Annotated in this window: 16 protein-coding genes; 6 read left to right on the plus strand and 10 right to left on the minus strand. The window is 60.1% G+C overall.

All coding sequences use genetic code 11. The annotated features are described in order from the left end of the window. Positions 1–349: 349 nt before the first annotated feature. The 4 genes from JAO82_RS01795 to JAO82_RS01810 all read left to right on the plus strand — a co-directional run bounded on the left by JAO82_RS01795 (position 350) and on the right by JAO82_RS01810 (position 6165). Entirely contained in the window at positions 350–751 is a 402-nt protein-coding gene (locus JAO82_RS01795; RefSeq protein WP_198684617.1) for a MerR family transcriptional regulator, read from the plus strand. A gap of 49 nt (positions 752–800) precedes the next feature. Further along, positions 801–2582 (plus strand): acyl-CoA dehydrogenase C-terminal domain-containing protein, encoded by a 1782-nt coding sequence (locus tag JAO82_RS01800; protein WP_198684618.1) that lies wholly within the window; start codon positions 801–803, stop codon positions 2580–2582. A gap of 154 nt (positions 2583–2736) precedes the next feature. Further along, on the plus strand, positions 2737–3948 hold the full coding sequence (locus tag JAO82_RS01805; RefSeq protein WP_198684619.1) for an acetyl-CoA C-acetyltransferase: 1212 nt from the start codon (positions 2737–2739) through the stop codon (positions 3946–3948). Positions 3949–3963: 15 nt separating this feature from the next. Then, complete coding sequence (locus JAO82_RS01810) at positions 3964–6165, plus strand: 3-hydroxyacyl-CoA dehydrogenase NAD-binding domain-containing protein (RefSeq protein ID WP_198684620.1); 2202 nt, start codon at positions 3964–3966, stop codon at positions 6163–6165. A gap of 982 nt (positions 6166–7147) precedes the next feature. Here JAO82_RS01810 and ftsH read toward each other — a convergent pair. The 10 genes from ftsH to JAO82_RS01860 all read right to left on the minus strand — a co-directional run bounded on the left by ftsH (position 7148) and on the right by JAO82_RS01860 (position 16574). Next, a complete protein-coding gene (gene ftsH / locus JAO82_RS01815) occupies positions 7148–9061 on the minus strand; it encodes an ATP-dependent zinc metalloprotease FtsH (protein ID WP_198684621.1) in 1914 nt (637 codons plus the stop codon). Positions 9062–9137: 76 nt separating this feature from the next. After that, a complete protein-coding gene (tilS, locus tag JAO82_RS01820) occupies positions 9138–10379 on the minus strand; it encodes a tRNA lysidine(34) synthetase TilS (RefSeq protein WP_232897170.1) in 1242 nt (413 codons plus the stop codon). Then, complete coding sequence (ybgF, locus tag JAO82_RS01825) at positions 10376–11212, minus strand: tol-pal system protein YbgF (RefSeq protein WP_198684800.1); 837 nt, start codon at positions 11210–11212, stop codon at positions 10376–10378. The genes tilS and ybgF overlap by 4 nt, the downstream gene beginning before the upstream one ends. Before the next feature lie 4 nt (positions 11213–11216). Next, positions 11217–11726 carry a peptidoglycan-associated lipoprotein Pal gene (gene pal / locus JAO82_RS01830; protein ID WP_198684622.1) on the minus strand — a complete coding sequence of 170 codons (510 nt, stop codon included), beginning with the start codon at positions 11724–11726 and terminating at the stop codon, positions 11217–11219. Positions 11727–11811: 85 nt separating this feature from the next. Then, positions 11812–13131, minus strand: a complete 1320-nt coding sequence (gene tolB, locus JAO82_RS01835; RefSeq protein WP_198684623.1) for a Tol-Pal system beta propeller repeat protein TolB — start codon at positions 13129–13131, stop codon at positions 11812–11814. Continuing rightward, positions 13128–14282, minus strand: a complete 1155-nt coding sequence (locus JAO82_RS01840; RefSeq protein ID WP_198684624.1) for an energy transducer TonB — start codon at positions 14280–14282, stop codon at positions 13128–13130. Before JAO82_RS01840 ends, tolB begins: the two co-directional genes overlap by 4 nt. A gap of 9 nt (positions 14283–14291) precedes the next feature. Continuing rightward, positions 14292–14765: a protein TolR gene (gene tolR / locus JAO82_RS01845; RefSeq protein WP_198684625.1), complete on the minus strand. Its 474-nt coding sequence runs from the start codon at positions 14763–14765 to the stop codon at positions 14292–14294. Positions 14766–14768: 3 nt separating this feature from the next. Continuing rightward, on the minus strand, positions 14769–15464 hold the full coding sequence (gene tolQ / locus JAO82_RS01850; RefSeq protein WP_198684626.1) for a protein TolQ: 696 nt from the start codon (positions 15462–15464) through the stop codon (positions 14769–14771). 103 nt (positions 15465–15567) lie between these two features. Then, complete coding sequence (gene ybgC / locus JAO82_RS01855; RefSeq protein WP_198684627.1) at positions 15568–15954, minus strand: tol-pal system-associated acyl-CoA thioesterase; 387 nt, start codon at positions 15952–15954, stop codon at positions 15568–15570. After that, positions 15951–16574 (minus strand): hypothetical protein, encoded by a 624-nt coding sequence (locus tag JAO82_RS01860; RefSeq protein WP_198684628.1) that lies wholly within the window; start codon positions 16572–16574, stop codon positions 15951–15953. The genes ybgC and JAO82_RS01860 overlap by 4 nt, the downstream gene beginning before the upstream one ends. Before the next feature lie 283 nt (positions 16575–16857). On the opposite strand from JAO82_RS01860, the gene JAO82_RS01865 reads away from it, so the two are divergent. Continuing rightward, on the plus strand, positions 16858–18432 hold the full coding sequence (locus JAO82_RS01865) for a 2-isopropylmalate synthase (protein ID WP_198684629.1): 1575 nt from the start codon (positions 16858–16860) through the stop codon (positions 18430–18432). Positions 18433–18620: 188 nt separating this feature from the next. Further along, positions 18621–19667 (plus strand): rod shape-determining protein, encoded by a 1047-nt coding sequence (locus tag JAO82_RS01870; RefSeq protein WP_198684630.1) that lies wholly within the window; start codon positions 18621–18623, stop codon positions 19665–19667. Positions 19668–19682: the final 15 nt, after the last annotated feature.

Consider the following 19682-nt stretch of genomic DNA (forward strand, 5'->3'; position numbering starts at 1 on the left):
CCTGTCGCTGCGACGGCAGCCCGCGCACCTCACGCCGAGCGCAAATACGCTTTCCATCCAAGGGAAGTTCGCCGGTCGTTTTTTTGATTGCCATAACGATGGCTCCGCAGTGCAATTGCGCGCCATTTTGAATTGCCCCACCATCAAATATCGGCCCTGCAGAATAGCGCAAACAGTGGGACGTCGGCCCACAAATGGTTGCTAATGGCCTGCTAAGGGGTTGACGCATCAGCATTCACGTCATCTGATAGGTGACGTACTGTATCGGTCACGTCAACGGGGGTATTTGTTGTAAATAATGTGTCTCAGCCTCACATATTAAGAGACGAAGACGATGAAAGACATTTTTATGACTGACGAATTGATGACAATCCGCGCCATGTGTGACGCTTTCGAGGTCACGCCGCGCACACTTCGTTTCTATGAGTCCAAGGAATTATTGTTTCCCATCCGTGACGGGCAAAAACGCCTGTTTACCAAGCGGGACCGCGCCCGGCTGAAGCTGATCCTGCGCGGCAAGCGCTTCGGGTTCAGCCTTGAAGAAATCCGCCAGCTTCTCGATCTCTACCATGTCGGCGATCAACAGCACACGCAATTGTCGCGCACTTACGAAGTTGGGCTTGAACGTCTGTCCGAATTGGAGCGCCAACGCGATGACCTGAACGCGGCGATCAGCGACCTCAAAGAACAGCTGAAATGGGGCGAAAGGATGTTGGCCTCGATCGGCGCGCAGAAGAAGGTGGCTGAATAACCATCACACTTGCAAATGCCTGACCCCACTGACCTCATGGAGACGCCGGATGCCAGTCTATAACGCCCCGATCAAGGATATGCAGTTTCTGCTGCATGATGTGTTAAAGATAACTGAATCCGAAATCCCCGGCTATGGTGATTTAGACCGAGATTTTACCGGTGCGATTCTGCAAGAGGCCGGCAAGATCAGTTCCGAGGTTTTACAACCGCTAAACGTGATCGGAGATCAGCAGGGGTGCCGGATTGAAAACGGTGTAGTGCGTACGCCCGACGGCTTCAAGGACGCGTTCAATCAACTGTGTCAAGGCGGCTGGCCCGGGCTGGACATGCCCGAACAATATGGCGGGCAGGGCCTGCCCTATTTGATGAACAGCGCCGTCAGCGAAATCTTCAGCGCCGCGAACCAGTCCTTCACCATGTATCAGGGCCTAACACACGGCGCAGTCTCGGCGATCCTGACCCATGGCAGCGACACGCAAAAGGACATGTTCGTGCCCAAAATGGTCACCTGCGAATGGACCGGCACCATGAACCTGACCGAGCCGCAATGTGGCACCGATCTGGCCCTGATGCGCACCAAGGCTGAAAAACAGGATGATGGCAGCTATGCGCTCACTGGGCAAAAGATCTTCATTTCGGCCGGTGAACATGATCTGGCACAGAACATCATCCATCTGGTACTGGCCAAAATTCCCGGCGGCCCCGAGGGGATCAAGGGCGTGTCACTGTTCATCGTGCCCAAGTTTATGGTGAACGAAAACGGCAGCCTGGGTGACCGCAACAGCGTTATGTGCAGCAGCCTCGAACACAAGATGGGCGTTCATGGCAATGCAACCTGCGTGATGGATTACGACGGGGCCAAAGGCTGGCTATTGGGTCAGGAACACAAGGGTATGCGCGCCATGTTCACCATGATGAACGAAGCCCGCCTGGGCGTCGGCATGCAGGGGTTGGCACAGGCCGCCGTCGCCTATCAGAACGCGGTCGCTTATGCGAAGGAGCGCCTGCAGGGCCGGGCCGCAACCGGCGCGCAAAACCCCGACGGCCCGGCCGATCCGATTATCGTGCATCCCGACATCCGCCGCAGCCTGATGGACCAGCGCGCTTTCGTCGAGGGCGGCCGCGCGCTCCTGCTCTGGGGGGCCAGCCTGATCGACCACGCCCACCGGGGCAAAAACACAGAGGCTGAGGGGCTGATCTCGCTGCTCACCCCGGTGATCAAGGGCTTTCTGACCGATGAAGGCTTCAATATGACGGTGCAGGCGCAACAGATCTATGGCGGCCACGGCTATATCGAGGAGTCGGGCATGTCGCAATTCGTCCGCGACGCCCGTATCGCCATGGTTTACGAGGGCGCGAACGGCATTCAGGCACTGGATCTGGTCGGGCGCAAACTGGCGCTCGACGGCGGCAAACACATGCTCGGCTTCATCGATCTGGTGAAGTCCTGGATCAAGGAAAACGCTGGTCAGAACGACGTGTTCGATCAGGATTTCGTCGAACCCCTGAAAAGCGCCAGCAAAGACCTTCAGGCGGCGGGCATGTATTTCATGGCCCACGGCATGAAAAACCCCAACGCGGCACTGGCCGGCTCGACCGATTTCCTGCACCTGTTCGGCCATGTCTGCCTCGGGCTGATGTGGGCTCGTATGGCCAAGGCAGCAAAGGACGCCTTGGCGGCGGGTGCGCCCGATGCCACGTTTCACGAGACCAAACTGACAACCGGCCGCTATTACATGGCCCGCCGCCTGCCCGCCACCGCGCTACATCTGGCACGCATCGAAAACGGCGCGGAAACGGTGATGGCACTCGATGCCGACCAATTCTGACCGCCCCGCATGAACGAAGATCAAAAACGCCAGCCCTGCCCTTCTTCTTGCGAAAAATATCCCACGGGGGCGTGGGGGTGTGAAACCCCCACATCTATCCTCGCAACACTCATATCCGTCAGGGTGATGTCGGCTTTGATAGGAAAGGAAGAACATGAGCGACGCCTATATCTTTGACACCGTGCGCACACCGCGGGGCAAAGGCCGCATGGATGGCGCGCTGCACGAGGTGACCAGCCTGCGCCTGAGCGCGCTGACGCTGAACGCCCTGAAAGAGCGCAACGATCTGGACGGTCACGCGGTCGAAGACGTGATCTGGGGCAATGCAACCCAGGTGGCGGAACAGGGCGGCTGCTTGGCGCGCAGCGCGGTGCTTGCCTCGGATCTGGATCAATCCATTCCCGGCCTCGCGATCAACCGCTTCTGCGCGAGCGGCATGGAGGCCGTGAATCTTGCCGCCAACCAGATCCGTGGCGGCGCGGGCGACGGCTATATCGCCGGCGGGGTCGAAATTATGAGCCGTGTCGCCATGGGCAGCGACGGCGCGGCAATTGCCGTCGATCCCAGTGTCGCACTTGAAAATTACTTCGTGCCACAGGGCATTTCCGCCGACCTCATTGCTACCGCATATGGTTTCACCCGCGAACAGGCCGATGCGCTGGCAGTGGAATCCCAGCGCCGTGCCAAGGCGGCATGGGACCAAGGCCATTTCGATAAATCGGTCATTGCGGTGCGTGATCAGAACGGGCTGGCGATCCTGGAACGTGACGAACACATGCGGCCGCAGACCAACATGCAGACGCTTGCCGCGCTTGACCCGAGTTTCCGGATGATGGGCGAACAGATGCCCGGCTTCGACAAGGTAGCACTGCTGAAATATCCGCATCTGGAGCGGATCGAGCATATCCACCATGCCGGCAATTCTTCGGGGATCGTCGATGGTGCTGCCGCCGTTCTGGTCGGCAACAAGGCATTCGGCGAGACATGGGGCCTGAAACCGCGTGCGCGCATCCGCGCCACAGCCAAGATCGGCACCGATCCAACGATCATGTTAACCGGGCCGGTGCCGGTGACCGAGAAGATCCTTGCTGAGAGCGGCATGCAGATCAGCGATATCGACCTGTTCGAGGTAAACGAGGCCTTCGCCGCCGTCGTGTTGCGTTTTCAGCAGGCGTTCGACGTGGACCCCGCAATCGTCAATGTGAACGGTGGTGCCATCGCCATGGGCCATCCGCTCGGCGCAACCGGGGCGATCCTGATCGGCACGCTGCTGGACGAGTTGGAGCGCAGCGACAAGCAGACCGGGTTGGCAACATTGTGCGTTGCCTCGGGCATGGGCGCGGCAACCATCATCGAACGCGTGTAAAGGGGGATTTCGATAATGGCTGACTTCACCATGAAAACGGACGCCGATGGCGTCGCCATCATCACTTGGGACGTGCCGGGAAAGTCGATGAACGTGATGTCCTTTGACGGGCTGCGCGAGTTGGAAACCTGCATCGACGACGCGCTTGGCGATGACACCGTCAAGGGCATCGTCATCACCTCGGGCAAAAAGGACTCGTTCGCGGGCGGTATGGATCTGAACCTGCTGGCGAAGATGAAGGACAACGCGGGCGAGGATCCGGCGCGCGGGTTGTTTGATGGCGTGATGCGGATCCACGCAATGTTTCGCAAGATCGAACGCGCCGGCATGGACCCGAAATCCAGAAAGGGCGGCAAGCCGATTGCCTCTGCCCTGCCCGGCACTGCCGCCGGGATCGGTCTGGAACTGCCGCTGGCGACGCACCGTATCTTTGCCGCGGATAATCCAAAGGCGCGCATCGGCCTGCCCGAAATCATGGTCGGCATTTTCCCCGGCGCCGGGGGCACCACGCGGTTGGTGCGCAAGTTGGGTGCCATGGGCGCCGCGCCGTTCCTGCTGGAAGGCAAGATGGTTGAACCGGCCAAGGCAAAAGCTGCGGGCCTGATCGACGAGGTGGTCTCTGATCCGCTGCAAGCCGCGCGCGATTGGGTACTGACAGCCAAGGATGCTGATATTCTTAAACCCTGGGACGCCAAGGGCTATAAAATGCCCGGCGGCGCGCCCTATCACCCCGCCGGTTTCATGACCTTCCTGGGTGCAAACGCGATGGTGAACGCCAAGACCAAGGGCGCGCTTCCCGGACCCAAGGCGCTGCTGAGCGCGGTCTATGAAGGCGCGCTGGTGGATTTCGACACGGCGCTCAGGATCGAGGCGCGCTGGTTTACCCATGTGCTGATGAACCCCAGTTCCAGCGCGATGATGCGCTCGCTGTTTCTGAGCAAGGAGGCGCTGGAAAAGGGCGCAGTGCGCCCCGATGGCGTGACCGACCAAAAGGTGCGCAAACTCGGCGTTCTGGGCGCGGGCATGATGGGCGCGGGCATTGCGCTGGTCTCGGCACGCGCGGGGATTGATGTCGTTCTGATCGACCGCGACCAGGACAGCGCCGACCGGGGCAAGGCCTATAGCGAAAGCTATCTCGACAAAGGCATCAAACGGGGCAAGACCACGCCAGAGCAAAAGGACACGACGCTGGCCCGCATCACCGCCACACCTGATCTGGCGCAATTGCAGGGCTGCGATCTCATCATCGAAGCGGTGTTCGAAGATGCCTCGGTCAAGGCCGAGATGACGCAAAAGGTCGAAAACGTGATCCCCGAGGATTGCATATTTGCCTCCAACACCTCGACCTTGCCGATCACCGAACTGGCCAAGGCCAGCGCACGGCCCGAGCAATTCATCGGTATCCACTTCTTCAGCCCCGTCGAAAAAATGGCATTGGTCGAGATCATTAAAGGCAAAGAGACCGGCAACCGTGCGGTGGCCAAAGCGCTGGATTACGTGCGCCAGATCCGCAAGACCCCGATCGTGGTCAATGACGCGCGGTTCTTCTATGCCAACCGCTGCATCATCCCCTATATCAACGAGGGTATGCGGATGATCTCCGAAGGCGTTGCCCCTTGGCTGATCGACCACGCGGCCCAGCAACTGGGCTTTCCGGTGGGTCCCGTGCAGTTGACCGATGAAACCAGCATCGACCTTGGAGCCCGGATCGCGCGCGCCACCAGGGCGGCGATGGGGGACGCCTATGAGGAAAGTCCCGCTGACGATCTGATTTTCTGGATGGAAGAAACGGGCCGTCTGGGCCGCAAGGTCAAGGCCGGGTTCTTTGACTATGATGACAAGGGCAAACGACAGGAATACTGGAAAGGACTACAAGACAAATATCCGCTATCGCCGAGCCAGCCCGACCTGATCGAAGTGCAAGAACGGCTGATGTTCGCGCAGGTGCTGGAAGCGGTGCGCGCGCTGGAACAGGGCGTTCTTGAAGACATCCGCGAAGGCGATGTCGGGGCGATCTTTGGCTGGGGTTTCGCGCCGTGGTCAGGCGGCCCGTTCAGTTGGCTGGACATCATCGGCGCGGAATATGCCGCCGAACGCTGCGATCAACTGCGCGCGACCTATGGTGAGCGCTTTGCCTGCCCGCCCCTGTTGCGGGAGATGGCTGAGAAGGGACAGCGCTTTTATGGCCGTTTCGCCACCGAAGATCGCACGGCATAAGTCTGCCAGCAGTCCCCAAAGGCCCCGAGAAGTTTGAAGTCACAGCCTCCGTAAAATAACCGGGCAATGATCGCATTCAATACGGATAGTTGGCGATCTGCAGTGCAAGCGCGTGTACTGCCCTCCAATCTATCGTCGACAATTACAATCTCACTATTTTCGATCTGAATCTGAGCCAGTGGCGAAGCAATGATGCGCTCCAGCGTTGGGAAACAATCTCGTGCGCGATAAGAACATCGATGGTATTCATCCCGCCATTCCCTCGGGGCTATTTGAGAGTTATTCTTTTCCATCCAGACCGGGGGCTGGCGCGCGGCGTCCAGAGGTTTCGGTATTTGCTGTCCGTCGATCCTTCATTCCGCGCCTAACAGCCCCAAGCGCGACGATAGCAACATAAACAAGTTGCGACACGACTACGACGCTTACCCAAAGCGCAAGACATGCCCATAGCCCCCATTCGCTCAGCAAACCGGCAATCACAGCGGCACATGAGGCAATTACCATGCCGATAATGAAAGCGCCCATCTTCACAACCCGATATCCCACCCGAACGTAAATGTTCGGTATGATTCCTTAATAAACCCTTAAGCGCTTGACCATCGGCCAGATGGAAGGCGCTAAAACTGCAACACGGCTGTTTCATTAGTGTCACCCTCACACACGTTAACCGAAGAATAAGCGGCAACCCGCATTTGAAGTAAGTTGCGAACAGCCCGGCCAAAGCACATGGCCTGTCCAGCGCCTGCTCCCTGAAAAAGCGGATGCGATTGTTCCAAGGCTCTCGCTAGGTCTTGCCCCCACTCTTTCGGGCTGTGAGGCTGGCGCATCTATCCGGCTATCGGCACCGCTAACCCGTCAGTTTCTTTCTGGTTAGAAATACCCAAAACCCATCCCATAAGGCATTTCTAAGGACACCAATGACAAAACCCCGGACCGTCACGGAACGGCCCGGGGTTTTTCGGTGTCAACTAACGCCTTCGCGTTAGACTGAGGGCTCCGGTTCGGCCCCGCCCTCGGGCGGTGTCCGCTTCGGCCGGGTTTTCGGAATGGCGGTTACGCTTGGCGCGCTGCCCGTGTCGGTACCGTCATCATCATCGCCCACATGTGGTGGCTCGCCGCGCATCACGCGCTTAATCTGCTCGCCGGTCAACGTCTCGTATTCCAGCAGCCCCTCAGCCAGTCGGGTCCATTCCTCCTGCTTTTCGGTCAGGATTTGGTAAGCCCGCTCATAGGCTTCCTGAATGAAGCGCTTAACCTCTTCCTCGATCAGTTCCTTGGTGTGGGCAGATACCGAAAAACCGGGCGTCTGGCCGGAATAGCCTTCATGGGCTTCGGCATAGTCAATATTGCCAACCTTGTCCGACATGCCCCAACGCAAAACCATCGCGCGGGCCAGCGCGCTGGCCTGCTGAATATCGCCCGCCGGGCCGTTGGAGACGTTGTCACTGCCATATTTGATAATCTCGGCGGCTTTGCCGGCCATCGTCATGGCAAGTTTCTGTTCGCATTCGCCTTTGTGCCAGTTCAGCCGGTCGATTTCCGGCAGCGACACGACCATGCCCAAGGCACCGCCACGCGGGATGATCGTTGCCTTGTAAACCGGATCGCATTCCGGCAGCGACAGACCGACAACCGCGTGACCGGCCTCGTGATAGGCGGTCTTTTCCTTCTGCTCGGGCGTCAACACCATTGAGCGACGCTCGGCCCCCATCATCACCTTGTCTTTGGCATTTTCGAAATCGTCCATGGTGACAAACCGCCGCCCCACGCGCGCCGCCATCAGCGCTGCCTCGTTCACAAGGTTGGCCAGATCCGCGCCCGAGAAACCCGGTGTGCCGCGCGCGATGATGCGCAGATCAACATCAGGGCCCAGCGGAGTCTTGCGGGCATGAACCCCCAGAATCTTTTCCCGCCCTTTGATGTCAGGGTTGGCGACAGTGACTTGCCGATCAAAGCGTCCGGGGCGCAGCAGCGCCGGGTCGAGAACATCCTTACGGTTGGTCGCGGCCAGAATGATCACGCCCTCGTTGGATTCAAACCCATCCATTTCGACCAGCAACTGGTTCAGTGTCTGTTCACGCTCGTCGTTGCCACCACCATATCCCGCGCCCCGATGGCGGCCGACGGCGTCGATCTCATCGATGAAGACGATACAAGGTGCATTCTTCTTGGCCTGTTCGAACATGTCCCGCACACGGCTTGCGCCGACACCGACAAACATTTCCACGAAATCCGAACCCGAAATGGTAAAGAACGGCACGCCAGCCTCGCCAGCGATGGCACGCGCCAGCAATGTCTTACCGGTGCCCGGAGGGCCGACCAGCAAGGCACCTTTGGGAATTTTACCGCCAAGGCGCGAAAACTTCTGCGGATTGCGCAGGAATTCGACGATTTCTTCCAGCTCTTCCTTGGCCTCGTCAATGCCTGCCACGTCGTCGAATGTGACCCTTCCATGTTTCTCGGTCAGCATCTTGGCTTTGGACTTGCCGAATCCCATTGCGCCGCCTTTGCCACCGCCCTGCATCCGGTTCATGAAATAGATCCAGACCCCGATCAACAAAAGAAACGGCAACAGCGTGATCAGGAACGACTGGAAGCCCGATTGCTGCTGCTTTTCTGCCCGGACCGGGATCTTGTGGTCGATCAGCATGTTGGTGACTTCGGCATCCTGAGGCTTGATCGTAACGTAATCCTGCCCGTCGCTCCCGCGATAGCGGATCTGTTCGCCATCCAGAGTTGCTTGGTTGACCTCATTCTTCTGAACCGCCTGTACGAACTCGGAATAGGTGACTTCGCGACTTTGCAAGGTACTGCCCGACCCGCTGAACAGGTTGAACAGCGCCAGGATCAGCAAGAAAAGAACGACCCAGAAGGCGATGTTGCGTGCGTTACCCAAGTAAATTCTCCTGAAAAGTAAGGCAGCCTTCGAGGCAGCCAGCTTGTGTCATAAGATAGAGATCATCAGCGCAGGTTCAATGCGATAAAAGCGATGCGAGGAAATCTTTGCGCCCGCCGACCCGCTCGGCACGCCAGATGCCTGTTTCTTCGGCCAGTGGTGCGGCGATCAAGTCGTCGCCCCGCCAGATCGCAGGCGTGGCAATAAGCGAAGCGCGCGGTCGGCCGCTTACGCGCCAGTTGCGACATTGGGCAAGGCCCGCCGCCCCAAGTGCGCGAATCTCATGTTCGGGGGTGAATGGCCCAGCCAGCCGCCAAAGCCCATCCCAGGCCTGATCTGGAGCCGCCTGAAAGGATTTTACAGCCTCGTATTCGCGCGCGATACGAATCGCATCTTTTTGCTGTAAAATCCGACACCCGCCCAGCGTACCGGACAGATCGGCAACAGCCGCCTGTAACGGCACTCGACGGGGCAGATAGTCACCTCCCCCGACCCAACGGATGGCTTGGCCCAGCAAGCGCCGCGCGACCTCATCCGGAAGGGAGCGGAACTCCGGCAGGGCAAAGACCACGTCGCCACCATCGATCGCGGCAATCTGTAGTGCCGCAGAATAAGTCTGCTGTTTCAGCGCATCACGGGCGCTTTGCATATTTGCGGCGACTTGCGCCAGCTTGGGCGCGGTCAGACCAAGTGAATGCAAAACACCAAGCGCTTTTCGCACTCGGATTCTATCATAGGCCAAATCTTCGTTGCCCGGATCCTCGGCCCAACACAGGCCCTGACGGCGCAGATAATCGCGTAAATCCGCGCGCGACTGCTTCAGCATGGGGCGAATCAGGGTGATGCCGCTCAAGGGCGTGCGCTCCGCCATCGCCGAAAGGCCATCCACGCCCGACGCGCGTGCCAGACGCATCAACACTGTCTCGGCCTGGTCATCAATGGTGTGGCCGGTTGCAACCATCGAGATCTCATTGTTCTTAGCCCAATCGGCAAGCAACTCATACCGTGCCCGCCGGGCGCGATCTTGCATGTTGCCGCGCCCGCCCCAGCCGTGCCAGTGCAGAATCTGGTGAGAAATCCCCAATTGCTGTGCGAGGCGGGCCACATCTTCAGCCTCTTGCGCGGCCTCCGGGCGTAAGCCGTGGTTCACCGTTGCCGCGAACAGGGTGACCTCCCGGTCGTCAAAACACCGGGTCAGAAGATGCAATAAGGCAACAGAATCACCGCCACCAGATACTGCTACCCCGATCCGCGCGGGCGGATTGGCGCCAAAAACGGCGCGCAAAGCCCCGATCAGCGTCCTGTCGGCACTGCTCAAGAGCAGCCTAGGCGGGCCATCTCGTCGCGCGCTTGTGAAACTGCCGACGCGTCTGGGAACCGGATACCAACCTCGGCCAGGGTCACACAGGCTTGGCTTACCTGGTCCAAGCGCCCCAGCGCCACACCCAATTCATAAAGCGCATCAGGCGCCTTGGGGCCATCGGGCGCGGCTGTGAAAGCCGCCAGATAGGCACGCGCCGCTTCGCGGGTATCGCCAATTGCATCCAGTGCCTTACCATGGGTCAGATTAGCCTGTGCCGCCAGCGGACTGCCGGGATAGTTGGCGTTGAAGTCCGCCAGAAGTTCAGCCGCCTTCTGGTTATCGCCTGCCTCCAACGCCGCCTGCGCCGCTTTGAAGTCGTTTTCTTCCCCGACCGCCAATTCGCTGCTTGGGGCAGCGTCGCTCGGCGTTCCGATCTGCCCCGCAGCTGGGGCTTGCGGGCCTTCCAGATCACCGCCGCCCAATGTGCTGGTTTCCCCCAGCGCGCTGATATCCCCGCCTTCCAATTCGACCAGACGGAACTCAAGATCGCCGATCCGGTTGGTACCGTCGCGCACCACCTGATTGATGCGATTCTCCAGGTTTTCGGTCAGCGCGGTCAGCCGCTGCAATTCGGTTTCCATCACGGCAACACGTTCCAGAACGCCGCTGCCTTCAAGGTTGAGCGATGTGTTGCCAGTGGTCGAAAGCTCGCGCTGAAGGCGCTTCATTTCGACATTCAGAATGGTCAGCTCCTGACGGATATCGGCCAATGTCTGCTTGTCCTGCGCCGCCAAGGGCAGCGGCACAAAGGCAAGGGCAGCAATCAACGCAAATCCGGCAATACGCATCATTTTATCCCGTCAATCCGCCTGCAAGCACCGTCACCGCGCGGCGGTTCTTGGAATAGCAGGCTTCTACGCTGCAGATTTCGATGGGACGTTCCTTACCATAGCTGATGGTCTTGAGACGGCTCGCCGGAACCCCACTGGTGACCAGATATTCCCGCACTGTGTTGGCCCGCCGCGCGCCCAGCGCAAGGTTATATTCGCGAGTCCCTTTTTCGTCGGCATGGCCTTCGATGACTGCGGTATAATCCGTGTTGGTCAGCAGCCATTGCGACTGTCCGTCCAGCGTGGCGCGCGCCTCGGGTGACAGGCCGGACTGGTCGTTCGCAAAAAACACACGATCGCCAATCGCCTCCTGGAAGAATATCGGCGAACGCGGGTCCGAAGCCGACCCCGGCGCAAATGTACCGCTTCCCGCCGCAGCGCCGCCCATTCCATCGCCCAATCGCGACGGGTCGTTACATGCTGCGAGGCCCAACAATGCCGCCGCTATGATCCACTTGCCCAGATTGCCCATGTGAGATGCCTCGTTAAGCGTTTCTTATCGGGTCGTGTCTAACACATTCGGAAACTGTTGTGAACGCGTGACACCGCGCGCACAATCAATTTTGCAGTGGCGACCATGACGGGTCTGACGCGCCTTCCGGTGTCCGTATCTGCTTGAGGTTTCGCCCGGTGATATCGACGGAATAAAGTGTCGACCGCCCGTCCGCGCCTTGGGTTTCGCGGGCAAACATGATCACGCGGCCATTCGGGGCCCAAGTCGGCCCCTCATCCAAGAACGACGCGGTCAGCAGCCGTTCCTCGCTGCCATCGGTGCGCATCACGCCAATGTGAAAGCGACCCTTGTTCTGCTTGGTAAAGGCGATCAGATCGCCGCGCGGTGACCAGACCGGCGTGCCATAGCGCCCCTGTCCGAAACTGATCCGCTTTGCTTCGCCGCCGCTGGCAGGCATGATATAAAGCTGCGGCGCGCCCGAACGATCGCTTTCAAACACCATCTGGGTACCGTCGGGCGAGTAGCTGGGAGCTGTTTCAATCGCGGGTGTGCTGGTGAGACGGGTTTGCTGGCCGCTGGCGATATCCAGCGTATAGATATCCGTGTTACCGCCACGTTCGAGCGAGAACGCGACCGTGCGCCCATCGGGCGAAAACCGCGGCGAAAAGCTCATCGTGCCCTCGGCGGTTTGCAACGCCCGGCGCTCCACGGCATCGACATCCAGAACATAGATGCGGGGAAAGTCGCTTTCATAGCTGGTATAAAGCACCCGATCACCGGTGGGCGAAAACCGCGGTGCCAAAACAAGCTCGGCACTGTCGGTCAGATATTTTATGTTCGCGCCATCATAATCCATGATCGCGAGCCGCTTGCGGCGCTGGTTCTTGGGGCCGGTTTCCGATACGAAGACCACCCGGCTGTCGAAATAGCCCCCCTCGCCAGTGATCCGGCTGTAAACTTGGTCGGCCACCTTATGCGCCATGCGTCGCCAGCCATCCACGGTGCCGGCGAATTGTAGACCACTGCCCAGTTCGGCACCGGAAAACACGTCATACACCCGGAACCGAACTGTCAGGTTCTGGCCCGAGACCGAGACCGCGCCGGTAATCAGCGCCTGTGCGTTCACCGCTTTCCAGTCGGCATATTGCACCGGCGCGTTGAAATCGCTGACGCTGCCGATATGCGCACTGGCAGGAATTTCCCGAAACAGCCCGGTCCCGGTAAGATCCGCCGCCACCACCCGCGCCAGATCTTTGGCCGCTTGGGCGGCAGCGGGATTATCGGGCACAAAATCAGGCACCGCAAAGGGCAAGGGTTCGATCACGCCTTCGGTGATTTCGATGCGCAGCGGGCCGTCTTGGGCGGCTACGGGCGCGGCCAACAGTGTCGCGCCAAGCAAGAGGCTGACCAGAAATCTTGTCATTTGATCCGCATCCTTTCCGGATTGAACGTCATTTCGATGTCGCGCCATTGGTCGTATTTTTCAACCGGCAGATTGAAGCCGGGCGCGCCACAGCGGATGATCGCCCGCCGTGCCGCCCCGAACGCATCCTGGGCCGACCCTGCGGTTCCGCCCGAATGCGACAAGAGGCGAATCGACCCTGCATCGGGCCTGCCATCCCGCGCCAATTTGACCCCGACCACCACGGTCGTAGCCAGCGCATCTGACGACAGCGACCCGACATTCCAGCACGCCGACACCGCGACACGCAGCGCCTCGCGTTCGCCTGCTGACAGCGGTGGCCCGCTGGGCGCAGCCGGTGCGGCGGGCGCATCGGCCAGCGCCTCGGCAAGCACATCGTCGATGGCGTCGGCGGTGTTATCCGTTTGCAGAGGCGTCTCGACCGGGGTTTCCGCCGGGGCTGTCGGGGTCTCTGCCGGGGCGGTTGGCTCCTTCTCGGCGACGGCTTCGGGCTTTGTCGGCCGGCGCGAAGGCGGACGCGGCGATTTTGCGGGCGCGCTGCGCGGCGGTTCCGCCGTCTCGGGCACGATCTGATCGGCAGCCTCTTCGGGGGCGGTTTCTTCCTGTGCCTCTTGCGGTGTCTCTGCACCCTCGTCCGCGGTGACCTCGGGCTGGGCGACCTGATCAGGGGTTGCATCGGGCGGAGGTGGCGCGACCGGCGTCGGTGCAACCCGGTCAATCGGGCGCGGCACCGGACGCGGGCTGACCGGATCGGGCAAGGCGACGATCTGGTCCTGTTGCTGCTCCATCACCGGTGGCGTATCGCGCACCTCAGCGTCGGGGGCAGGCGGCTCGGGGGTCGGGTCGGGTACCGGCGCGGGCTCAGGGTCCAGAGCTTGCTCTGGTGCGGCCTGTTCCGGCGGAGCATCGTTTGTCAATTCAACCTCTGGTGCCGGAGCCATCGATGGCTCCGGCACTGCTGTGCTCTCCGGCGTTTCGGCCGCTTCGGGCGCAGGGCGCGCGGTGGTCATCGCGGCGTATTCCTCGGCCGAGATCAGCGCCACGTCAGTTACTTGTGCAGGCAATGGCCGCGACGTGAACGAGCCCCCGAACAGGAGCCAGCCAATCAGAGCCACATGGGCAATGCCCGAGATTTTGGTGCCGGTTTGCAAACCGTCGCCTCACCGTTCCGCTTGGTCCAGCGTCGGCCCGCCAGTATCGGTCACAAGGCCCACGTTGGAAAATCCGCCCGCATTCAGCGCGCCCATCACCTGCATCACATCCTGATAGGGAATCGCCCCATCGGCCCGCAGGAAAATCTGCTTCCCGCCACGCTCGGCCGCAATGGCGCGCAGTTTTGGAATCAACTGATCGCGCGGCGTCGCTGTTGTCTGAATCTGGATCTCACCCGAAGCGGTCAGCGTCACGGTCAGCGGCTCCTCGGAATCCGATGGCAGCGCATTGGCCGCAGTCTTGGGCAAGTCTACCGGCACGCCAACCGTCAAAAGCGGCGCGGCGACCATGAAGATGATCAACAGCACCAGCATCACGTCGACGAACGGCGTCACGTTGATCTCGGACATTGGTCGCGTCTGCGATCGACCACCCCGGCGCGCCCGTCGCCGCCCCCCCGATTGCTGAGCTCCTGCACCCATGGCTTAACTGTCCAACTGTCGGCTGAGGATGGTCGCGAACTCGTCGGCGAACGATTCATATCCGGCAATGATCCGGTCACTGTCCGAACTCAGCTTGTTGTAAAAAATCACCGCAGGGATCGCGGCCAGCAGGCCAAGCCCAGTGGCCAGCAGAGCTTCCGCAATGCCGGGGGCGACGACGGCCAGATTCGTATTTTGCTGCTCGGCAATCTCGATAAATGCGTTCATGATCCCCCAGACGGTCCCGAACAGACCGACAAAGGGCGCAATCGATCCGACGGTTGCCAGAATCGGCAGCCCTTTCTGAAGCGATTCGGCCTCTTTGTTGATCGCCACATCCATGCTGCGGTCGATTCGGGCTTGCGCCCCGGCAATCAACTCACCATCGGTGCGATGCGATCGGTGCCACTCGGTCATACCCGCGGCAAATACCCGTTCCGGACTGCCGGGTGGATTTGGCCCGATCTGCTCGAACAGACCGTCCAGCGGCTCGCCCGACCAGAACGCCCTGTCGAACTGCTCTGCTTCGGCGCGCGCGGCGCGATAATTCAACAGTTTCTGGATGATGATCGCCCATGACCAGAAGGACGCGACGATCAAGAGAATCATCACCAGCTTCACGATCAGTGTTGCTCGCGCGAAAAGGGCCCACATAGAGAAATCAATCCCCTGCGCAACTGCCAGCGTTTCTGCTTCCATATTGCCTGCTCTTTAACTGCCGTATTGTCGGTCTGACCCGGTTTTTCCGAGCGCCACCTCAGTTAGCCGACATTTGACTATTTAGCTACTAACATCCCCGCGATCACTTCCCCAATACGCGAATCTCTGCCGGAAGCCGCACGGGGCGACCGCTTTGGCTCATGCAGACCACTGTAACGCGGGCGCGAAAAATCGCATCGCCCTCCCGGCTCACCACCTGATCCAGCACCATGCGCGCACCGCTCATCTCGGCAATCGCGGTCTCCACCACAAGTTCGTCGTCAAACCGTGCGGCGGCCAGATAATCCGCCTCGACACGGCGCACCACCCAGACGAATCCAGCGTCGCGCATGGCATTCTGGTCATTGCCCAACGCGCGAACCCAGTCGCTGCGGGCGCGCTCGATATAGCGCAGATAATTGGCGTGATAGACGACGCCGCCCATGTCGGTGTCCTCGTAATAGACCCGAACCGGAAACTTATGGCTCATCCACCGCACTCCATCCGCGCAAACAGCCGCAGCGCATGGGCGGGATCGCGCGCTGTGTCGGGCAGCACCGGATCATAGGCAGCCCGGATTAACGCAGCGATCTCGGGGCGCAACACCGGCACTTGGTCCGCCAAGGCCAGCAATGAACGCTGCCGAAATGCCTTCTGCCCCCAAAGCAACATGACCTGCGCCACCTGGCTCAATGCCAGAGCTTGGGCCGACATACCGGCCAGCGCCGAATCCATCCGCAGGAAAACGAAAGCAGCCCGGATCGCCCCCTTCGAATCGAACCGGAAAAGCCGGTACTGGTTTGCGTCTTCTGCAGCCAGCCGCGTCACCAGAGCATCAAGGTCCGGAATCATCCGGCCCAAGTCCGGCACCCCGAGCAATTCGTCCCAATCGCGAAAGAAGAAGACCATGCAATTGCTGCCAAGCTCGGGATCAGTTTCGGCCAATTTGTGTCCGCTCAGCACCGCCATCGCCTCGAACGCGCCCTTGACCACCTGCAATGTCGCGTCCTCGACACCAAACACCACAGGTGCAATTGGCCGCCCCCAGCGCGCAAACAGAAATGTGCCATCATCGCCGGTAAACAGCGCTTCGATCTCGTCTGGCCCCATGTTTTCCACTTTCCTCAGATACCCCACGGAAGGCGCCGGTCTATTAGAGTCGGCACCAAAACGATGGAAATTGGTACTTTCATTTGCTGCTGACAAGGGTATACACTTCCGCTCATGAGGCATGAAGCGCATAAGCATAAGACATTACTGCCCGCCAATTACGGTGCGGCGCTGTGCGCCCTGTTGATCCTAACGCGCCTCTGAGCGTGCCATCCCGGCGCGCCCGCTCAGAGGATGCAGCCCGCGCGCCACGGATTTAGGATACCAGACGAAAGATAACGACATGACCAAAGTAACCGATGCGGACCGCGTGCTGATTCTTGACACCACGCTGCGCGATGGTGAGCAAAGCCCTGGCGCCACCATGACCCATGCCGAAAAGCTCGAAATTGCCGGACTTCTGGATGAAATGGGCGTCGACATCATTGAAGCCGGCTTTCCGATCGCCTCGGAGGGCGATTTCAGGGCGGTTTCCGAGATCGCCAAAGTAACCCATAATAGCGTGATTTGCGGATTGGCACGCGCAAGGCTGCCCGACATCGACCGCGCGTGGGAGGCTCTGAAACATGCGCCCCGTAGCCGCATCCACACCTTCATCGGCACCTCGCCCCTGCACCGCGCCATTCCGAACCTGACCCAAGACGAAATGGCGGAACGAATCCAACAGACCGTCAGCCACGCGCGCAACCTGTGCGACGATGTGCAATGGTCACCGATGGACGCCACCCGCACCGAGTGGGATTATCTCAAACGTGTGGTGGAAATCGCGATCAAGGCCGGGGCCAGCACCATCAACATTCCCGATACCGTCGGCTATACTGCGCCCGAAGAGTCCGCCGATCTGATCCGCCGCCTGATCGAAGAGGTGCCGGGGGCCGACGAGGTGGTTTTCGCCACCCACTGCCACAATGATCTGGGCATGGCGACCGCCAACAGCCTTGCCGCAGTGGCGGGCGGCGCACGTCAGATTGAGTGCACGATCAACGGGCTGGGTGAACGCGCCGGTAACACCGCCTTGGAAGAGGTGGTAATGGCCCTGAAGGTGCGCAGCGACATCATGCCTTGGCGCACCAATATCGACACCACTAAGATCATGAACATCTCGCGCCGCGTCGCCACTGTCTCGGGCTTTCCGGTCCAGTACAACAAGGCAATCGTCGGCAAGAACGCCTTTGCCCATGAAAGCGGCATTCATCAGGACGGGATGCTCAAGAACGCCGAAACCTTCGAGATCATGCGCCCCGAAGATATTGGCCTGTCCGCCACCAACCTGATCATGGGCAAACACTCGGGCCGCGCCGCGCTGCGCGCCAAGTTACGGGATCTCGGGTTCGAACTGGGCGACAACCAGTTGAAGGACGTGTTCGTGCGGTTCAAGGAACTCGCCGACCGCAAGAAAGAGGTCTATGATGAAGATCTCGTCGCCCTGATGCGCGCTGGGGACGATCCGGAAAACGATCGCCTGCGGCTTAAATCGCTGCGCGTCACCTGTGGCACTGAAAGGCCGCAGCAGGCGGAACTGACGATGATTATCGACGGTGAAGAGGTCAGCACGTCACAAATTGGTGACGGCCCTGTCGACGCAACTTTCAAGGCGGTCAAGACGCTGTTTCCACATGAGGCCCGTCTGCAGCTTTATCAGGTGCATGCGGTCACCGAAGGCACCGATGCGCAAGCCACCGTATCCGTGCGCATGGAAGAGGCCGGACGCATCGTCACCGGACAATCCGCAGATACCGATACGGTGGTGGCCTCGGCCCGTGCCTATGTCAATGCGCTCAACAACTTGCTGGTGCGGCGCGAAAGATCCGCGCCCGGCGAGAACCGGCGAGAGATAAACTATAAAGACGTGGTGTAAAACTTGGCGGGCAGCTTGTCGCTCAGGCAAGCTGCCCGCGAACCATATACTCAATCGCATTTCAGCGAAAAGACGCTGCTGGCCACAATTCCACCCTTTAATCTGAGTTGCTGGACCCCTATAAGGCGATACACCCGCCCTTGAACGAGCGAGGTGTCTATCGGCAATTCGCGCAGGGTCAGGACTTTATGTCGCTATTTGATTATTTTGGCCAGATTTTTTCCTCGGACATGGCGATTGACCTGGGAACGGCCAACACCCTGATTTACGTCAAAAGCCGGGGCGTCATTCTGTCAGAACCGTCGGTCGTGGCCTATCACGTCAAGGATGGCGTCAAGAAAGTGCTTGCCGTCGGCGAGGACGCAAAGCTGATGCTGGGGCGCACCCCCGGCAGCATCGAGGCGATCCGCCCGATGCGCGAAGGCGTGATTGCCGATTTCGACACTGCCGAGGAAATGATCAAGCATTTCATCCGCAAGGTCCACAAACGCTCGACATTCTCCAAGCCCAAAGTCATCGTCTGCGTGCCACACGGTGCCACCCCGGTTGAGAAACGCGCAATTCGCCAGTCGGTGATGTCCGCAGGCGCGCGCCGGGCGGGACTGATCGCCGAACCGATTGCCGCCGCCATCGGTGCCGGCATGCCGATCACCGACCCGACCGGAAACATGGTGGTTGATATCGGCGGTGGCACGACCGAGGTTGCGGTGCTGTCGCTAGGCGATATCGTCTATGCCCGCTCGATCCGGGTCGGCGGCGACCGCATGGACGACGCGATCATTTCCTATCTGCGGCGGCAGCAAAACCTGCTGATCGGCGAATCCACCGCCGAGCGCATCAAAACCACCATCGGCAGTGCCCGCATGCCCGATGACGGGCGCGGGGCTTCGATGCAGATCCGCGGACGCGACCTGTTGAACGGCGTCCCCAAGGAAATCGACATCTCGCAGGCACAAGTGGCCGAGGCGCTGACCGAAACCGTCCAACAAATCTGCGAGGCGGTGATGACCGCGCTGGAGACCACTCCACCCGATTTGGCCGCCGATATTGTGGACCGCGGCGTGATGCTTACCGGCGGTGGCGCGTTGCTAGGGGATCTGGACTTAGCGCTGCGCGAACAGACCGGGCTGGCCGTGTCCATCGCCGACGAAAGCCTGAATTGCGTCGCTTTAGGCACTGGCAAGGCACTAGAGTACGAAAAGCAGCTGCGCCACGCGATTGACTACGACAGCTAGGCAACGCACTCTTTG

The sequence above is a fragment of the Pontibaca salina genome, assembly GCF_016307205.1.
In the GTDB taxonomy this organism is placed as follows: Bacteria; Pseudomonadota; Alphaproteobacteria; order Rhodobacterales; family Rhodobacteraceae; genus Pontibaca; species Pontibaca salina.

Excerpts from the sequence above, each read along its gene's own strand:
- JAO82_RS01795 (WP_198684617.1), top strand. The coding sequence starts at position 350 with ATGACTGACGAATTGATGACAATCCGCGCCATGTGTGACGCTTTCGAG.
- JAO82_RS01860 (WP_198684628.1), bottom strand. The coding sequence starts at position 16,574 with ATGGGGCCAGACGAGATCGAAGCGCTGTTTACCGGCGATGATGGCACA.
- JAO82_RS01810 (WP_198684620.1), top strand. The coding sequence starts at position 3,964 with ATGGCTGACTTCACCATGAAAACGGACGCCGATGGCGTCGCCATCATC.
- tolQ (WP_198684626.1), bottom strand. The coding sequence starts at position 15,464 with ATGGAAGCAGAAACGCTGGCAGTTGCGCAGGGGATTGATTTCTCTATG.
- tolB (WP_198684623.1), bottom strand. The coding sequence starts at position 13,131 with ATGACAAGATTTCTGGTCAGCCTCTTGCTTGGCGCGACACTGTTGGCC.
- pal (WP_198684622.1), bottom strand. The coding sequence starts at position 11,726 with ATGGGCAATCTGGGCAAGTGGATCATAGCGGCGGCATTGTTGGGCCTC.
- JAO82_RS01865 (WP_198684629.1), top strand. The coding sequence starts at position 16,858 with ATGACCAAAGTAACCGATGCGGACCGCGTGCTGATTCTTGACACCACG.
- JAO82_RS01870 (WP_198684630.1), top strand. The coding sequence starts at position 18,621 with ATGTCGCTATTTGATTATTTTGGCCAGATTTTTTCCTCGGACATGGCG.
- ybgC (WP_198684627.1), bottom strand. The coding sequence starts at position 15,954 with ATGAGCCATAAGTTTCCGGTTCGGGTCTATTACGAGGACACCGACATG.
- ybgF (WP_198684800.1), bottom strand. The coding sequence starts at position 11,212 with ATGCGTATTGCCGGATTTGCGTTGATTGCTGCCCTTGCCTTTGTGCCG.
- JAO82_RS01800 (WP_198684618.1), top strand. The coding sequence starts at position 801 with ATGCCAGTCTATAACGCCCCGATCAAGGATATGCAGTTTCTGCTGCAT.
- JAO82_RS01805 (WP_198684619.1), top strand. The coding sequence starts at position 2,737 with ATGAGCGACGCCTATATCTTTGACACCGTGCGCACACCGCGGGGCAAA.
- tolR (WP_198684625.1), bottom strand. The coding sequence starts at position 14,765 with ATGGGTGCAGGAGCTCAGCAATCGGGGGGGCGGCGACGGGCGCGCCGG.